This is a genomic window from Rubrivivax sp. JA1026 (assembly GCF_011065555.1).
In the GTDB taxonomy this organism is placed as follows: Bacteria; Pseudomonadota; Gammaproteobacteria; order Burkholderiales; family Burkholderiaceae_C; genus Rubrivivax; species Rubrivivax benzoatilyticus.
In genome coordinates this window covers 34,423-49,644 of sequence record NZ_JAALCQ010000010.1, presented here as the reverse complement: position 1 = coordinate 49,644, position 15,222 = coordinate 34,423, and the positions used below count along the sequence as shown (strand labels likewise).

Below are 15,222 nucleotides of genomic sequence, written 5' to 3'. Positions count from 1 at the left end.
GGGCTCAGAAGAAGAAGGTGGCCGACACCTGGAACAGGCGTTCGACCTCGCGCAGCAGGCGCTTGGTCGGCACGAAGACGATGACGTGGTCGCCGGTCTGCACCACCGTGTCGTGGTGGGCGATCAGCACCTCGGCGCGCGCACGCTGGCGTTTGCCGTCGGCGTCCTCCAGCCCGCGCACGATGGCGCCGACCTGCGCGCCGGCCGGCAGCGCGATCTCGTCGATGCGCCGGCCGGCCATGCGGCAGGTCTTGCGGTCGCCGCGCACCACGCCTTCGAGCGCCTCGGCGGCGCCGTGGCGCAGGCTGTGCACGGCCTCGACGTCGCCGCGGCGCACGTAGGCCAGCAGCTCGCCGATGACGGTCTGCGCCGGCGAGATCGCGATGTCGATCTGCCCGCCCTGCACCAGGTCGGCGTAGGCTTGGCGGTTGATCAGCGAGAACACGCGCCGCGCGCCCAGCCGCTTGGCCAGCAGGCAGGCCATGATGTTGTCCTCGTCGTCGTCGGTCAGCGCGAGGAACAGGTCCATGTCGCGCACGCCTTCGCTCTCGAGCAGCTCCTCGTCGGTGACGTCGCCCTCGAGCACCAGCACCGGCGCCGGCAGCTCGGTGGCCAGGTACTCGCAGCGCGTGCGGCCGCGTTCGATCAGCTTGATGCGGTAGCTGGCCTGCAGCTCGCGCGCCAGCCGCAGCCCGACCTTGCCGCCGCCGCCGATCATCAGCCGGCGCACCGGCTCGACACGCGGCGCCAGCGCGTGCAGCACGCGGCGGATGTCGGCGGTGGCGGCGAGCACGAAGACCTCGTCGCCGGGTTCGATGCGCGTGTCGCCATTGAGCGAGTCGATGACCTTGTCGCCGCGGTAGACGGCGACGACACGCATCGGCGCGCTCGGCGCCAGCGCCGGGATCTCGGACAGGCAGTGCTGGACCAGCGGCGCGCCGGGGCCGGCGCGCACCGCGATCAGGCTCACCAGCCCGTCGGCGAACTCCAGCACCTGCAGCGCCTCGGGGTACTCGATCAGCTTGCGGATGTAGGCGGTGACGCTCTGCTCGGGGCAGATCACCTGGTTGACGGCGAAGCCGCCCTCGTGGCCCAGCAGCGGGCTGCCGTCGACGAACTCGGGGCTGCGCAGCCGGGCGATCGTCGTCGGCACGTTGAAGGCGTCGTGCGCGACCTTGCAGGCGACGAGGTTGGTCTCGTCCAGCGGCGCGCAGGAGATCAGCATGTCGGCGTCCTCGATGCCGGCTTCGCGCAGCACGCTGGGCTGGATGCCGTTGCCGACCACGCCACGCAGGTCCATGCGGTCCTGCAGCTCGCGCAGCCGCACCGGGTCGGTGTCGATGATCGTGATGTCGTTGCGCTCCGACAGCAGACTCGCGGCGACGCTTTGCCCGACGCGCCCGGCGCCGAGGATCAGGATCTTCATGGCGGCGGATTATCGACAGCCGCCCAGGCGCCCGGATAGAGCCGTTCCAGCGACACGCGCAAGGCTGTGGTCAGCGGCGTGCGCAAGGCGCGCGCCAGGGACTCGGCGTCGCCGGCGTTGTCGGCGCGTGTGCTGCGCGCGGCCCACAGCGCGTCGATCTCCGGCGCCCGCGCGGCCAGCGCCTCGGCGACGACGGCGCGCCAGTGCGGCGGCGCCTCGCCCTGCGCCCACTCGCCGCGGCCGCGGCCGAAGTGGGCCACGGCCAGGTAGCGCAGCAGCGCCGCCTCGGCCAGCGGCGCCATGGCCTCGGCGCTCCAGCTGGCGAAACCGCGGTCGGTGCCGCGCACGACGTTGAGCCCGCGCGCGATGCCCGCGGCACCGAGGGCGCCGAGCAGCCCGCCGGCGAGCATGCCGCCGCCCAGCGTCAGGCCGCCGGTGGCGAGGTCGGCCTTGAGCCCGGCCAGCGCGCCGCTGAGCACGCCGCCGACCAGCGCCGCGCGGCCCTCGCCGACCCGTGCGTGCAGGTCCACCTGGGCCGCGACGCGGTCGAGGATCTCGCGTTCGGCACGCCCGTCCAGGCCGTGCAGCGCCAGCAGCCGGCCGGTGCTGGCGCGCACCTCGCGGTCCAGCATGTCGGCCAGCGCATGGCGCGCGGCGTCGGCATCCTGGCGGCGAGACAGCCAGCCGCCGTCAGGCAGCGGCGCGCGGGCGCAGGCGATGCGCGCCAGGCTGGCGGCGAGCTCGTCGACCGCGGCGTCGAAGGTCTCGCGCCGTGTCGCCGCCCAGGCCGCGGCCAGGCGCGACGCGGCGGCCCGCGCCTCGCCGTCGAGCACGCCGGCGATCGTGCGCAGCAGCACGCCCTCCTGCACCCAGCAGCGCGCAAACGCGTCCATCGGCAGCACCGCGCGCACCGGCGCCTGGGCAGCCAGGCGCTGTCGCCAGCGCTCGACGTCGGCGGCCTCGGCCTCGGGGCCGCGCGGCGGGCCGAGCTGGTTGAGCAGCACGACGACCGGCTTGCCGATCCAGGCCAGCAGTTCCATCTCGGGGCCGACGTAACCGGCGGCCTCGGGCGACTCGGCGGCGTTGACGAGGTAGAGCACGACGTCGCTGGTGTCGCGCACGTGGCGCAGCGCCTGCTGCGTGGCCCAGAACGGGCGGTCGCGCCAGCGGTCCCAGACCTCGCTGAGGAACCAGCCGAGCGCGCTGCCCTCGCGCCGCAGCCGGCCCACGAGGCGCACGGTGTCGCCGAAACCCGGCGTGTCCCAGAGTTCGAGCACGTCGCCGGCCGGGCTCTGCAGCAGCGGATGCATCTCGGCGAACTCGGTGACGTGCGGCGCGTCGCGCACCTCGCCGATGTCGCGGCCGAGCAGCGTGCGCGCCAGCGTCGTCTTGCCGACGTTGGTGTGCGAGACCAGCGACAGGCGGATGCTCGTCATCGCCCCAGCGCGCGTTTGAACGCCGCCTCGGCGGCGGCGGGTTCGCCGGCGTCCAGGTCGGCGCAGACCAGCGGCAGGCCCTGGGCCTCGGCCAGCGCCTGCCAGGCGGCGCGGCGCTGCGCCAGGCGCTCCGGGTAGGCGCCGAAGCGGCGGCGGAAAGCCGACTCGTCGGCCAGCAGCACCAGCGGCAGGTCACGGCCCAGCGCGGCAGCGAAACGGCCCTGGGCCTCGGCCTCGGGCGTGGCGCCGAGGTCGAAGACGGCGATGCGCAGCGTGTCGCCGGGCTCGGGGCGCAGCGCGCGCGCCGCGTCCTCGTCGCCGAAGGCCGTCAGCGGGCCGACGCGCAGCCGCACCTCGTCGCCGAAGACGGCGGCCAGCAGGGCGCGCAGGCCCAGCGCCGCCTGCGCGCCGAGGCCGGCGGCGTACGGCAGCACCTGGGCCTGGGCGCGGGCGCCGAGCTGGTGCAGGCGCAGGCGCTCGAAGTACGGGTCGCCGAAGGGCAGCGGGAAACGCCGCGCCAGCGCGCCGGCACGCAGCATGGCGACGGCCGCCAGCAGCAGCCGCGGCACGACGACGGCCAGCGCCAGCGTCGCGGCGTAGAGGTGGATCCAGTCGGCCGCCGGCGCGCTGGCGGCGGCGCCGGCCTGCAGCCGCAGCGGCACGGCGTCGGGCACGGCGATGCCGGTGACGAACGAGGCCGGCGCCAGCAGCGCCTGCAGCAGCGGCTGGACCACGCCGGGCTCGAGGAAGGTGCTCTGCCAGCCGGCGCGGTAGTCCAGCACCAGGCCGCGCAGGTACATGCCGGCGATGACGCCCGCCGCCAGCGCCGCGGCGGCGGCATGCAGCAGCGCCGTCGCACGCGCCAGCGACAGCGGCAGCGCCAGCCGGGCCCACAGCGCGCCGACGCCGGCGGTGTCGGCGACCCAGCGCCGCGCCAGCAGCGCACGCAGACCGGCCAGCGGGCGCGGCACCAGCAGGCCGAGGTAGATCACGAGGTTCCAGGCGACGACGGCCCAGACCGGCGGCACCAGCAGGTCGATGCGCTGCATCGAGCCGAGGTGGTCGACCGCCGCGCCGAGCACGAAGGCGGCGAGCAGCACGCCGAAGGCCAGCGCGCCGCGCCGCGTGCCACGCTCCAGCCAGCGCCGCGCTGCGGCGTCGCGCGGCAGCAGGCGCTCCAGCGCGTGGCGCGAGCGCTCGACAACGAAACGTTCAGGCGTCGCGTCGGCGCCGGCCGTCTGCTGTGCCAGCCGGGTGGCCCAGGCGCGGTCTTCCGCGGTCCACAGCGGCGAGTCCCCGGCCGTCTCGACGGCCTGGACCAGGACCACGCGGCGTGCCTCTTCTTCGGTCATTGCGCCGCACTGTAGCGCGGCCACGGGGGCCGCCCGCTCGGCCGCCGGAGGCGAGGGCTACAGCAGTTCGACCGCCATCGCCGTCGCTTCGCCGCCGCCGATGCACAGCGCGGCGACGCCGCGGCGCAGGCCACGCTGGCGCAGCGCGCCCAGCAGCGTGACGACGATGCGTGCGCCGGAAGCGCCGATCGGGTGACCCAGCGCGCAGGCGCCGCCGTGCACGTTGACGATCCCGTGCGGCAGCGCGAACTCGTGCATCGCGGCCATCGTCACCGCGGCGAAGGCTTCGTTGACCTCCCAGAGGTCGACGTCGGCGGCGGTCCAGCCGGCCTTGGCCAGCGCCTTGCCGATGGCGCCGACCGGCGCGGTCGTGAACCACTCCGGCGCCTGGGCATGCACGGCGTGCGAGACGATGCGCGCCAGCGGCGTGATGCCATGGCGGGCGGCGGTCGACTCGCGCATCAGCACCAGCGCGGCGGCGCCGTCGGAGATGCTGGAGGCACTGGCGGCGGTGATCGTGCCGTCCTTCTTGAACGCCGGCTTCAGGCCCGGGATCTTGTCCGGGCGCGCCTTGAACGGCTGCTCGTCGCGGCGCACGACGGTCTCGCCCCCCTTGCCGGCGATCGTCACCGGCGCGATCTCCCAGTCGAAGCTGCCGTCCTCGTTGGCCTTCTTGGAACGTTCGGTCGACGCGATGGCGAACGCGTCCTGGGCCTCGCGGCTGAAGCCGTACTTGGCGACGCACTGCTCGGCGAAGACGCCCATCGCCTTGCCGCGTTCGTAGGCGTCCTCGAGGCCGTCGAGCGCCATGTGGTCGTACATCGGCGCGGCACCGTACTTGACGCCCTTGCGCGCGAACACGAGGTGCGGCGCGTTGGTCATGCTCTCCATGCCGCCAGCGACGAGCACGTCGGCGCTGCCGGCGGCGAGCATGTCGTGCGCGAACATCATCGTGCGCATGCCCGAGCCGCACATCTTGCTGAGCGTGACGGCACCGGCCGAATCGGGCAGCCCGGCGCGGCGCAGCGCCTGGCGCGCCGGCGCCTGGCCCTGGCCGGCCATCAGGCAGTTGCCGAGCAGCACCTCGTCGACGGCGTCGCCGGGCACGCCGGCACGCTCGACCGCGGCCTTCACCGCGACGGCGCCCAGCTCCCAGGCCTGCAGCGCGGCGAAGTCGCCGAGCAGGCCGCCGATCGGCGTGCGCGCGGCCGAGGCGATGACGATGGAATCAGGCATCTCGTGTCTCCTGGTGTTGTCGTGGCTCGTCGCGCCGGCCGAGCGAAAACCGCTTGGACGGCTCGTAGGGGAAGACGTCGTGCACGTGGCCGGCGGCGATGCGTTCCTTGTGCGTCTGCCAGAACGCCGCGTCGAGCAGGTCGGCGTGGTGGGCCATGAAGACCTCGCGCACCGCCGGGTTGCCGAGCACGAAGGGGCCGAAGGTCTCGGGGAACACGTCCCTCGGGCCGACCGAGTACCAGATCTCGCCCGACATCTCGTCCTCTTCATTGCGCGGCGGCGGCACGCGGCGGAAGTTGCAGTCGGTGACGTACTCGATCTCGTCGTAGTCGTAGAAGACGACCTTGCCGTGGCGCGTGACGCCGAAGTTCTTCCACAGCATGTCGCCGGGGAAGATGTTGGCGGCCACCAGGTCCTTGATCGCGTTGCCGTACTCGACGACGGCGTGCGCCACCTGGTCGGGTGGCGCCTCCTGCAGGAAGATGTTCAGCGGGATCATCCGCCGCTCGATGTAGAGGTGGTGGATGATCAGCATGTCGCCGTCCTCCTCGAGCAGGCTGCCGCAGAAGCGGCGCAGCTCGGCGACCAGCTCGTCCTCGAAGCGGTGGCGCGGGAAGGCCACGCTGCTGTACTCCAGCGTGTCGGCCATGCGCCCGACACGGTCGTGCTGCTTGACGAGCAGGTACTTGGCCTTGATCTGCTCGCGCGTCGTCTCCTTCTGCGGCGGGTAGTAGTCCTTGATGACCTTGAAGACGTACGGGAACGACGGCAGATCGAAGACCAGCATCACCATGCCCTTGATGCCCGGGGCGATGCGGAACTTGTCGCTGCTGTAGCGCAGGTGGGCCAGGAAGTCCCGGTAGAACATGTTCTTGCCCTGCTTCTGCAGGCCCAGCGCGCTGTACAGCTCGGAGCGGTCCTTGTGCGGCATCATCGAGCGCAGGAACTGCACGCAGGCCGACGGCACCTCCATGTCGACCATGAAGTAGGCGCGCGCGAAGCTGAACAGCATCAGCAGGTCGTCCTCGCCGAACAGCGCGGCGTCGATGACCAGGCCCTGGCCGCGCTCGCCGTGCAGGATGGGCAGCGCGAACGGCGTCTCGTTGAAGCCGTTGATGATCTTGCCGACCAGGTAGGCGCCCTTGTTCCGGTAGAACAGGCTGGACAGCACCTGGATCTGGAAGTTGGCGCGCGGGCGGAAGCCCCCCAGCTCCGACAGCATCGCCTGCAGCACGCTCTCGACGTCGCGGTCGAGGTTCTCGAACGGCACGTCGAGCTGGAAGTTGTGCACGATGCGGTGCCAGGTCTCGGACAGCGTGCCGTGCGTCGGGTAGTAGGCGCGGTAGGTCGGGCGCGTGCCGGGCTCGTCGCTCTCGAGGTACTCGGTGCTGATCGCCGGGCGCACGAAGATGAAGTCGTTGTTGAAGTAGCTGCGGTGCAGCAGCTTGGCGGTCACCGAGTTGAAGAAGGTCTCGGCCAGCTCGGGCTGGCGGTGGTCGGTCAGCAGGCCGATGTAGTGCAGCTTGACCTGCTGCCAGGTGTTCATCGACAGCTCGGCGACGTGGAACTCGTCGCGCAGGCGCTGCACGGTCTCGGCCACGCGCAGGTCGTAGTACTCGATGCGCTCGCGCTGCGCGCGCTGCTGGCCGTGCCAGTCGGCGCGCTCGAAACGCTGCTTGGCGGCGGCGCTCGTCTCGCGGAACAGGCGGTAGTGGCGGTTGAAGCCGTCCAGCATCGCACGCGCGATCTCGTACGCGCGGCCGTCCCCGAGATGGCGCGGGAACATCAGCCGTCCCCGAAGCGGCGGTGCAGCGCCGCCAGTGCCGCCTCGTAGGCCGGCTCGACACCGTCGGGCCCCGAGGCGGTGATCGACAGGTCTTCCAGCAGCCCGTTGTGCAGGCCGTAGACCCAGCCGTGCACGACGACCTCCTGGCCGCGCTTCCAGGCGTCCTCGACGATGGTCGTGCGGCAGACGTTGCGCGCCTGCTCCAGCACGTTGAGCTCGCACAGCGCGTCGACGCGCCGGTCGGCGCTCAGCCCGTCGAGCAGGGCGCGGTGGCGGTCACGCACGTCCTGCACGTGGCGCAGCCAGTTGTCGACCAGGCCGACACGCAGGTTGCCGAGCGCGGCCATCACGCCGCCGCAGCGCGAATGGCCGACGACCATGATGTGGCGCACGCGCAGCTGGTCGACGGCGTACTGCAGCACCGACAGGCAGTTCAGGTCGGTCGGCACGACGACGTTGGCGACGTTGCGGTGCACGAACAGGTCGCCGGGCAGCAGGCCGACCAGCTCGTTGGCCGGCACGCGGCTGTCGGCGCAACCGATCCACAGGTACTGCGGCGTCTGCTGGTGCAGCAGCTTGGTGAAGAAACCGGGCTGGCGGCCTTCGATCTCGTCCGCCCAGGCTCGGTTGTTGGCGAACAGGTCGGACAGCGTCTGGGTCATGGCGGCGGGCGTCGATGGGATGCGGGGAAGTTTACGCAGCCATCCTGACGCGATCGTTCACATCGTCTCGGCGAACAGCTCGCGGCCGATCAGCATGCGGCGGATCTCCGAGGTGCCGGCGCCGATCTCGTAGAGCTTGGCGTCGCGCCACAGCCGGCCCAGCGGGTAGTCGTTGATGTAGCCGTTGCCGCCGAAGATCTGGATGCCCTCGCCGGCCATCCAGGTGGCCTTCTCGGCGCACCACAGGATGACGCTGGCGCAGTCCTTGCGCACCCGGCGCACGTGGCCCGTGCCGAGCGCGTCGAGGTTCTTGCCGATCGTGTAGCAGAACGAGCGCCCGGCCTGCAGCACGGTGTACATGTCGGCCAGCTTGGCCTGGATGAGCTGGAACTCGCCGATGCTCTGGCCGAACTGCTTGCGCTCGTGCACATAGGGCACGACCTCGTCCATCACCGCCTGCATGATGCCGATCGGCCCGGCGGCAAGCACCGCACGCTCGTAGTCCAGGCCGCTCATCAGCACCTTGGCGCCGCCGTTGAGCTCGCCGAGCACGTTTTCGGCGGGCACCTCGACGTCCTGGAAGACGAGCTCGCCGGTGTGGCTGCCGCGCATGCCCAGCTTGTCGAGCTTCTGCGCCACCGAGAAGCCCTTCATGCCCTTCTCGACGATGAAGGCGGTGACGCCGCGGCCGCCGAGCTCGGGCTCGGTCTTGGCGTAGACGACCAGCGTGTCGGCGTCGGGGCCGTTGGTGATCCACATCTTGCTGCCGTTGAGCACGTAGGCGTCACCACGCGGCACGGCACGCAGCTTCATCGACAGCACGTCGCTGCCGGCGCCGGGCTCGCTCATCGCCAGCGCGCCGACGTGCTCGCCGCTGATCAGCCTGGGCAGGTAACGCTGCCGCTGGGCTTCGCTGCCGTTGCGGCGGATCTGGTTGACGCACAGGTTGCTGTGCGCGCCGTAGCTCAAGCCCACCGAGGCGCTGGCACGCGAGATCTCCTCCATCGCCACCATGTGCGCGAGATAGCCGAGGCCGGCGCCGCCGTACTCCTCGGGCGCGGTGATGCCCAGCACGCCCAGCTCGCCGAGCTTGCGCCACAGGTCCATCGGGAAGCGGTCGCTGCGGTCGATCTCGGCGGCGCGCGGGGCGATCTCGGCGACAGCGAAGGCGCGCACCGCGTCGCGCAGCGCCTCGATGTCGTCGCCGAGCATGAAGTCCAGGCCGGGCAGGCTCATCCTCGTCTCCAGGGTGAGGCGGCCGGGGCGATGCCGGCCGCTCGATGACGTTTACGTAAACGTCAATCTACCCGGCCCGGCGGCGCGGCTCAACGAGGGCTGACCCGACGTCGTGGCGGCGGCGCCGCAGCGGCCAGCAGCGTGCGGCAGCGATCCTCGTGCTGCGCGATCTCGGCCAGCGCGAGCTCGAGGTCCTCGCGCTGCTGCTCGAGCTGGCGCCGGTGCGCGGCCAGCGTGGCGAGAAAGGCCTGCAGCTGCTGCGCGGTGTCCGACGGCGACTCGTACATGTCGACGAGCTGCTTGATCTCCTGCAGCGAGAAACCCAGGCGCTTGCCGCGCAGCGTCAGCTTCAGCCGCGTGCGGTCACGCGGCGCATAGACGCGGTTGCGGCCCTCGCGCGCGGGTGTCAGCAGGCCGACGTCCTCGTAGAAGCGGATCGCGCGCGGCGTGATGCCGAACTCCTGCGCGAGTTCGGTGATGGTGTAGGTGCGGGCGCCCGGGCGCGTCGGATCCATGGCGAGTGACGTTGACGTCAACGTAAAGCGGGACGCCGAACTGTAAGCCGCGGCGCCGGCCCGCGGCTCAGGGCCGGCCCGGAGCGCGGCGCCAGGCAGGACGCGAGCGCCGGCAGCGAAAACGGGGGATGGGGGAGGAGCGGGCCGACGGGATCAGGCCCGGTGGGCATCGAGCGGGCGGCGGCCCCCGGAAGGACCACCGCCTCTCGCCGGTTTCTTGGAACCGATTCCCTGCGCCGACGGTGATGACAGCGTGTAGCCAAGTGTGACGCAAGACCCCGCCGACGCCCATACGCCGAGGGACGGATTGCGCCCCCAAACGTTTGCAGGGTGCGGGCTTCGCGGCGCCGCCGTGAGCGCGGCAGCGCGTCAGTCGAAGACCGGCAGCACCTCGTGGCGCAGCGCGCCGCGTGCCTGCTCGTAATCGGGCAGCACCGAGCGCACGACACCCCAGAACGCCGCGCTGTGGTTCATCTCGCGCAGGTGCGCCAGTTCGTGCGTGACGACGTAGTCGACGACCGGCAGCGCGAAGTGCACCAGGCGCCAGTTCAGCCGGATCGAGCCGTCGGCGCTGGCGCTGCCCCAGCGTGTGGCCGCCGAGCTCAGCGTCAGCCGGCGGACCTTCACACCCAGTTGCGGCGCGAACATCGTGATGCGCTCCTCGAAGACCCGCCGGGCCTGGCGCTGCAGCCAGCTCTGCACCGCGTCGCGCCACTGCTCGCGGCTCGCGCCCTGCGGCAGGCCCAGGCGCAGCGTGCCACTCTCGGCGTCGAGCATCGCGCCGGTGGCCGCCGGGTCCAGCCGCAGCACGAGGTCGCGGCCGAGGAAGGGGATCGTCGCGCCGTCGCGCCAGTCCACGCGCGCGGCGGCCAGGCGCCGGCCGCGTTCACGCTGCTCGTGCAGCTTGCGCAGGATCCAGCCGGCCTTGGCGCGCAGCGCCGTGTCGATGTCGGCCGCGGCCACCCAGCGCGGCGCGCTGACGCTCAGGCCTTCGGCGCCGATGACGAAGCCGATGCTGCGCCGGCGTGCGCGTCGCAGCTCGTAGCCGACGAGGTGTTCGCCCAGGCGGATCTCGCGCTGGGCGCGGGGGTGCAGGAAACCACCCGGCGACGGCGCTGCCGCACGCGCGGCAGCAGGCGGCGCGGCGGGCGCGGGCGGCGCGTCGAACAACGAGAGCTGGTGCGTGGACGCGGCGTCGGGCACGGACGGCATGCCCGATTCTAGGAAAGCCGGCTCAGGTTTCGCGGTAGGGCGCGAACAGGTCGCGCAAGGGCGTCGGCGCGACGGTGTCGCCGACGCTCAGCGAACGTTCGATCTCCGACAGGTGGCGGCGCATCTCGCCGGCCGCGCCGCCGCCGGCGCCGGCCAGTGCCGTCAGCAGCCCGGTGTGGGTGTGCGCGGCGCAGGTGCGCGCGCTGCCGCCCTGGTACAGCGCGATAAGCAGCGAGGTCGTCGGCAGCAGTTCGTCAAGCAGGCGCACGAAGACCGGGTTGCCGGCGAAACGCGCCAGCGCGCGGTGGAACTCGCCCGACAGCCGGATCGCCGCCGGCGCGTCGCCGCGCGCCTCGGCCTCGGCTTCCTGGCGCACCAGGGCCTCGAGCTCGGCCCGCTGCTCGGCGCGCAGCTTGCCGGCCAGGCGCCGCGCCAGCTCGCACTCGACGACGCGGCGCGCGTCGAAGACTTGCGCCGCCTGCTCGCGTGTCGGCTGCGGCACGCGCGCGCCGCGGTTGTGCTCCAGCTCGACGATCTGGTCCTGGCCCAGCCGGTGCAGCGCCTGGCGCACGACGGTGCGCGAGACACCGAAACCTTCGGCCAGCTCGACCTCGCGCAGCCGCGTGCCCGGCGCCAGACGGTGCTCGACGATCGCGGCGTGGATCGTGTCGTAGACGCGCTGCGTCGCCGTCGCCGGCGTGGAGGCGATGCGGCGCCGGGCCGGCGAGGCAAGTTCCAGGTCGGTGCGCGGGCTCATCGGCGCCGCCGGACGCAACGAGCGTGCCAACACGGCGGCGCCGAGGCCGAGCTCGCCGACAGCCGGCGCCTACACCTCGCCGCGCTCCAGGCCCTGGGCCGACGACGCGGCGGGCCTGGCCGCATAGGCCTCGGGGTCCAGGCGGCGCATCTCGGTCTCGATCCAGGCTTCGACCTCGTGCATCAGCTCATCCGGCCGGCGGCCGGTGGCGTCGATCGGCGCGCCGATCGAGACCTCGACGCAGCCCGGCCGCAAGATCATGCTTTTGGCCGGCCAGCAGCGGCCGGCGGCCACCGCGATCGGCACGATGGGCACGCCGGCGGTGATGGCCAGGCGCGCGGCGCCGGTCTTGTAGGCGCCCTGGCTGCCGCGCGGCACACGCGTGCCCTCGGGGAACATGATCACCCAGTTGCCCAGGTCGAACAGGCGCCGGCCCTGCTTGGCGACCTTGTTCCAGGCCTCGGCGCGGCGCGAGCGGTCGATGTGGATCATGTCCAGCCGCGCCAGCGCCCAGCCGAAGAACGGCACCCACAGCAGTTCGCGCTTGAAGACGTAGGCGATCGGGTGCGGCATCAGCATCGGCAGCGCGAAGGTCTCCCAGGTCGACTGGTGCTTGGCGGCGAGCACGACGGCCGAACGGCGGTCGGCACGTGTCGGCACGTTCTCGATGCCGTGCACGCGCCAGTCGACGCCGCAGATGACCCGCGCGCTGTGGATCGCCAGCGTCACCCAGCCGACGCAGATGCGGTAGCAGACACGCTTGGGCGCGACGACCGAGGCCAGCACCAGCACCGTCGCCCAGGGCACGACGGTCAGCGTCAGCCAGGCCCAGTACAGCGCCGAGCGCAGCAGCCCGCCGGCGCGCATCAGCTGCGGTCCTCCGCGGCCGCCTCCTGCGGCTGGCTGCGGTCGCGCTGCAGGATGTAGTCGACGAAAGCCGCCAGGCTGGCATGGGCGCGCGCGCCCGGCACCTGGTGCAGCGTGTGGTGCAGCTGCTCGTCGTCGAGCGCCGCGGCGCGGCCGGAGAGGATCAGGTGCGGCTCGCAGCCGGCGGCGCGTGCGGCGACCAGGTCACGCACCGTGTCGCCGGCCATCGGCACGCTCTTCAGGTCGACGCCGTAGCGCCGGCCGACCTCCAGCAGCAGACCCGGCAGCGGCTTGCGGCAGTCGCACTGCTCCTCGGGCGTGTGCGGGCAGAAGAACACGGCGTCGAAACGCCCGCCCAGCGCGGCCAGCTGGCGCTGCATGTGTGCGTGCACGGCGTTGACCGAGACCATGTCGATCATGCCGCGGCCGATGCCGGCCTGGTTGGTGGCCAGCACGACGTGCCAGCCGGCGTGGTTCAGCCGCGCGACGGCCTCCAGCGAGCCCTTGATCGTGACCCATTCCTCGGGCCCCTTGACGTGATCCTCGCGGTACTCGTTGAGGATGCCGTCGCGGCCCAGGATCACGAGCTTGATCGACGGCGCGGGCATCGGCTTCTCCTCGTCAGGCCGCCAAACGCGACAGGTCGGCGACGCGGTTCATCGCAGCATGGAGCGTGCCCAGCAGCGCCAGGCGGTTGCGGCGCAGCGCCGGGTCGTCGGCGTTGACCATCACGGCGTCGAAGAAGGCGTCGACCGGCGCCTTCAGCGCCGCCAGCGCCTGCAGCGAGGCGGTGTAGTCGGCACGGGCGAAGGCTTCGTCGGCCTGCGGCGCGACGCGGCCCAGCGCGTCGAACAGCGCCGCTTCGGCCGGCTCGACCAGGCGCGCCGGCTCGACAGCGCCGCCGGCGGCCTCGTCGCTCTTCTTCAGGATGTTGCCGACACGCTTGTTGGCGGCGGCCAGCGCCGGCGCCTCGGGCAGCGCGGCGAAGGCCCGCACCGCGGCCAGGCGCTGCGGCAGCTCGGCCCAGCGTTCGGTGCGCAAGGCGACGACGGCGTCGACCTCGTGCGCGCTGTAGCCCTGCTCGCGCAGCCAGCCGACCAGGCGCTCGTCGAGGAAACGCAGCACCTCGGCCTGGGCCTGGCCGTGGCCCTCGGGGAAGGCACGGAAGGCCGCCGACACCAGCTCGGGCACCGACAGCGGCAGCGCCTTCTCGACCAGCATGCGGATCACGCCCAGCGCGTGGCGGCGCAGCGCGAACGGGTCCTTGTCGCCGGTGGGCAGTTGGCCGATGCCGAACAGGCCGGCCAGCGTCTCCAGCTTGTCGGCCAGCGCGACCGTGATGCCGGCCAGCCCGGCGTCGGTGCGCGGCAGCGCGTCGCCGGCGAAACGCGGGCGGTAGTGGTCCTCGACGGCCAGCGCGACGGCTTCGGTCTCGCCGTCGTGGCGCGCGTAGTAGCCGCCCATCACGCCCTGCAGCTCGGGGAACTCGCCGACCATGTCGGTCAGCAGGTCGGCCTTGGCCAGCAGCGCGGCGCGGTCGGCCTGCGCGGCCAGTGCCGAGCCGCCGAGCTGCTCGCCGATGTGGCGCGCGATCGTGCGCACACGCTCGACCCGTTCGCCCTGGCTGCCCAGCTTGCCGTGGTAGACCACCTTGGCCAGCGCCGGGATGCGCGACTCCAGCGTCTTCTTGCGGTCCTGGTCGAAGAAGAACTTGGCGTCGGCCAGGCGCGGGCGCACGACACGCTCGTTGCCGCCGACGACGCGGCTGGCGTCGGCCGGGCGGATGTTGCTGACGACGAGGAACCGTTCGGTCAGTCGGCCCTGGGCGTCGAGCAGCGGGAAGTACTTCTGGTTGGCCTTCATCGTCAGGATGAGGCACTCCTGCGGCACGGCCAGGAACTCGGGCTCGAAACGCGCCAGCAGCACGTTCGGGCGCTCGACCAGCGCCGTCACCTCGTCGAGCAGCGCGTCGTCGTCGATCGGCTTCAGGCCTTCGTTCGCGGCGGCCTCGTTCAGCTGGCGCACGATCTCGGCGCGGCGCTCGGCGAAGCTGGCGATGACGGCACCTTCGTCACGCAGCTGCGCGGCGTAGCTGTCGGCGTCGCGGATCTCGACGGTCGGCGCCGCCGCCTCGAAGCGGTGGCCGTGCGTCGTGCGGCCGGCCTGCAGGCCGAGCACGCCGACCGGCACGACTTGCGAGCCGTGCAGCGCGATCAGGCCGTGCGCCGGGCGCACGAAGTCGACGCTGGTCCAGCCGTCGGCGAGCTGGTACTTCATGACCTTGGGGATCGGCAGCTTGGCGACGGCGTCGGCCAGCGCCTTCTGCAGGCCCTCGGCCAGCGTCGCACCGGGCTGAACGCTGTCCAGGTACAGCGCCTCGTTCTTGCCTTCGCCCTGGCGCTTGAGCTGCGCCACGACCTCGGCGCCGTGGCCCAGCGCGGCGAGCTTCTTCAGCAGCGCCGGCGAGGCGCTGCCGTCGGAGGACAGCGCCACGGCCACCGGCATCAGCTTGGTGCTGACGGCCTGGTCGGGCGCCTTGGCGGCGACGGCGGCGACCTGCACCGCCAGGCGGCGCGGCGAGGCGTAGGCGGTGACGGCGGCGTCGGCCGCGGCGAGCTGCTGGGCGCGCAGGCCGTCGGCCAGCACGGCGGCAAACGCCTCGCCCAGCTTCTTCAGCGCCTTGGGCGGCAGTTCCTCGACGAAGAGTTCGACGAGCAGGTTCTTCTTGTCGTTCATG

Annotated in this window: 13 protein-coding genes; all 13 read right to left on the bottom strand. The window is 72.5% G+C overall.

Annotated elements, in window-relative coordinates; translation table 11 throughout:
• Positions 1-4: 4 nt before the first annotated feature.
• Positions 5-1,426, bottom strand: a complete 1,422-nt coding sequence (gene trkA, locus G5B56_RS16260; protein ID WP_164963905.1) for a Trk system potassium transporter TrkA — start codon at positions 1,424-1,426, stop codon at positions 5-7.
• Complete coding sequence (locus G5B56_RS16255) at positions 1,423-2,862, bottom strand: GTPase domain-containing protein (protein ID WP_009855831.1); 1,440 nt, start codon at positions 2,860-2,862, stop codon at positions 1,423-1,425. Before G5B56_RS16255 ends, trkA begins: the two co-directional genes overlap by 4 nt.
• The gene (locus G5B56_RS16250) at positions 2,859-4,214 is read right to left on the bottom strand and encodes a DUF2868 domain-containing protein (RefSeq protein ID WP_164963904.1); all 1,356 of its coding nucleotides are present in this window, start codon (positions 4,212-4,214) and stop codon (positions 2,859-2,861) included. The genes G5B56_RS16255 and G5B56_RS16250 overlap by 4 nt, the downstream gene beginning before the upstream one ends.
• Before the next feature lie 57 nt (positions 4,215-4,271).
• The gene (locus G5B56_RS16245) at positions 4,272-5,450 is read right to left on the bottom strand and encodes an acetyl-CoA C-acyltransferase (RefSeq protein WP_164963903.1); all 1,179 of its coding nucleotides are present in this window, start codon (positions 5,448-5,450) and stop codon (positions 4,272-4,274) included.
• Entirely contained in the window at positions 5,443-7,236 is a 1,794-nt protein-coding gene (gene aceK / locus G5B56_RS16240) for a bifunctional isocitrate dehydrogenase kinase/phosphatase (protein WP_164963902.1), read from the bottom strand. Before aceK ends, G5B56_RS16245 begins: the two co-directional genes overlap by 8 nt.
• Entirely contained in the window at positions 7,236-7,898 is a 663-nt protein-coding gene (gene can, locus G5B56_RS16235) for a carbonate dehydratase (RefSeq protein WP_009855827.1), read from the bottom strand. The genes aceK and can overlap by 1 nt, the downstream gene beginning before the upstream one ends.
• Positions 7,899-7,955: 57 nt before the next feature.
• The gene (locus G5B56_RS16230) at positions 7,956-9,134 is read right to left on the bottom strand and encodes an isovaleryl-CoA dehydrogenase (RefSeq protein WP_164963901.1); all 1,179 of its coding nucleotides are present in this window, start codon (positions 9,132-9,134) and stop codon (positions 7,956-7,958) included.
• Between the two features lie 89 nt (positions 9,135-9,223).
• Entirely contained in the window at positions 9,224-9,649 is a 426-nt protein-coding gene (locus G5B56_RS16225; RefSeq protein ID WP_009855825.1) for a MerR family DNA-binding transcriptional regulator, read from the bottom strand.
• Between the two features lie 369 nt (positions 9,650-10,018).
• A complete protein-coding gene (locus G5B56_RS16220; protein ID WP_009855824.1) occupies positions 10,019-10,861 on the bottom strand; it encodes a M48 family metallopeptidase in 843 nt (280 codons plus the stop codon).
• A 22-nt stretch (positions 10,862-10,883) separates the two neighbouring features.
• Positions 10,884-11,618, bottom strand: coding sequence for a GntR family transcriptional regulator (locus G5B56_RS16215; RefSeq protein ID WP_009855823.1), 735 nt, complete (start codon positions 11,616-11,618; stop codon positions 10,884-10,886).
• 69 nt (positions 11,619-11,687) lie between these two features.
• Positions 11,688-12,485, bottom strand: coding sequence for a 1-acyl-sn-glycerol-3-phosphate acyltransferase (locus tag G5B56_RS16210; protein ID WP_164963900.1), 798 nt, complete (start codon positions 12,483-12,485; stop codon positions 11,688-11,690).
• The gene (gmhB, locus tag G5B56_RS16205; RefSeq protein ID WP_009855821.1) at positions 12,485-13,093 is read right to left on the bottom strand and encodes a D-glycero-beta-D-manno-heptose 1,7-bisphosphate 7-phosphatase; all 609 of its coding nucleotides are present in this window, start codon (positions 13,091-13,093) and stop codon (positions 12,485-12,487) included. Before gmhB ends, G5B56_RS16210 begins: the two co-directional genes overlap by 1 nt.
• 13 nt (positions 13,094-13,106) lie before the next feature.
• Complete coding sequence (gene glyS / locus G5B56_RS16200; protein ID WP_164963899.1) at positions 13,107-15,221, bottom strand: glycine--tRNA ligase subunit beta; 2,115 nt, start codon at positions 15,219-15,221, stop codon at positions 13,107-13,109.
• Position 15,222 lies beyond the last annotated feature (1 nt).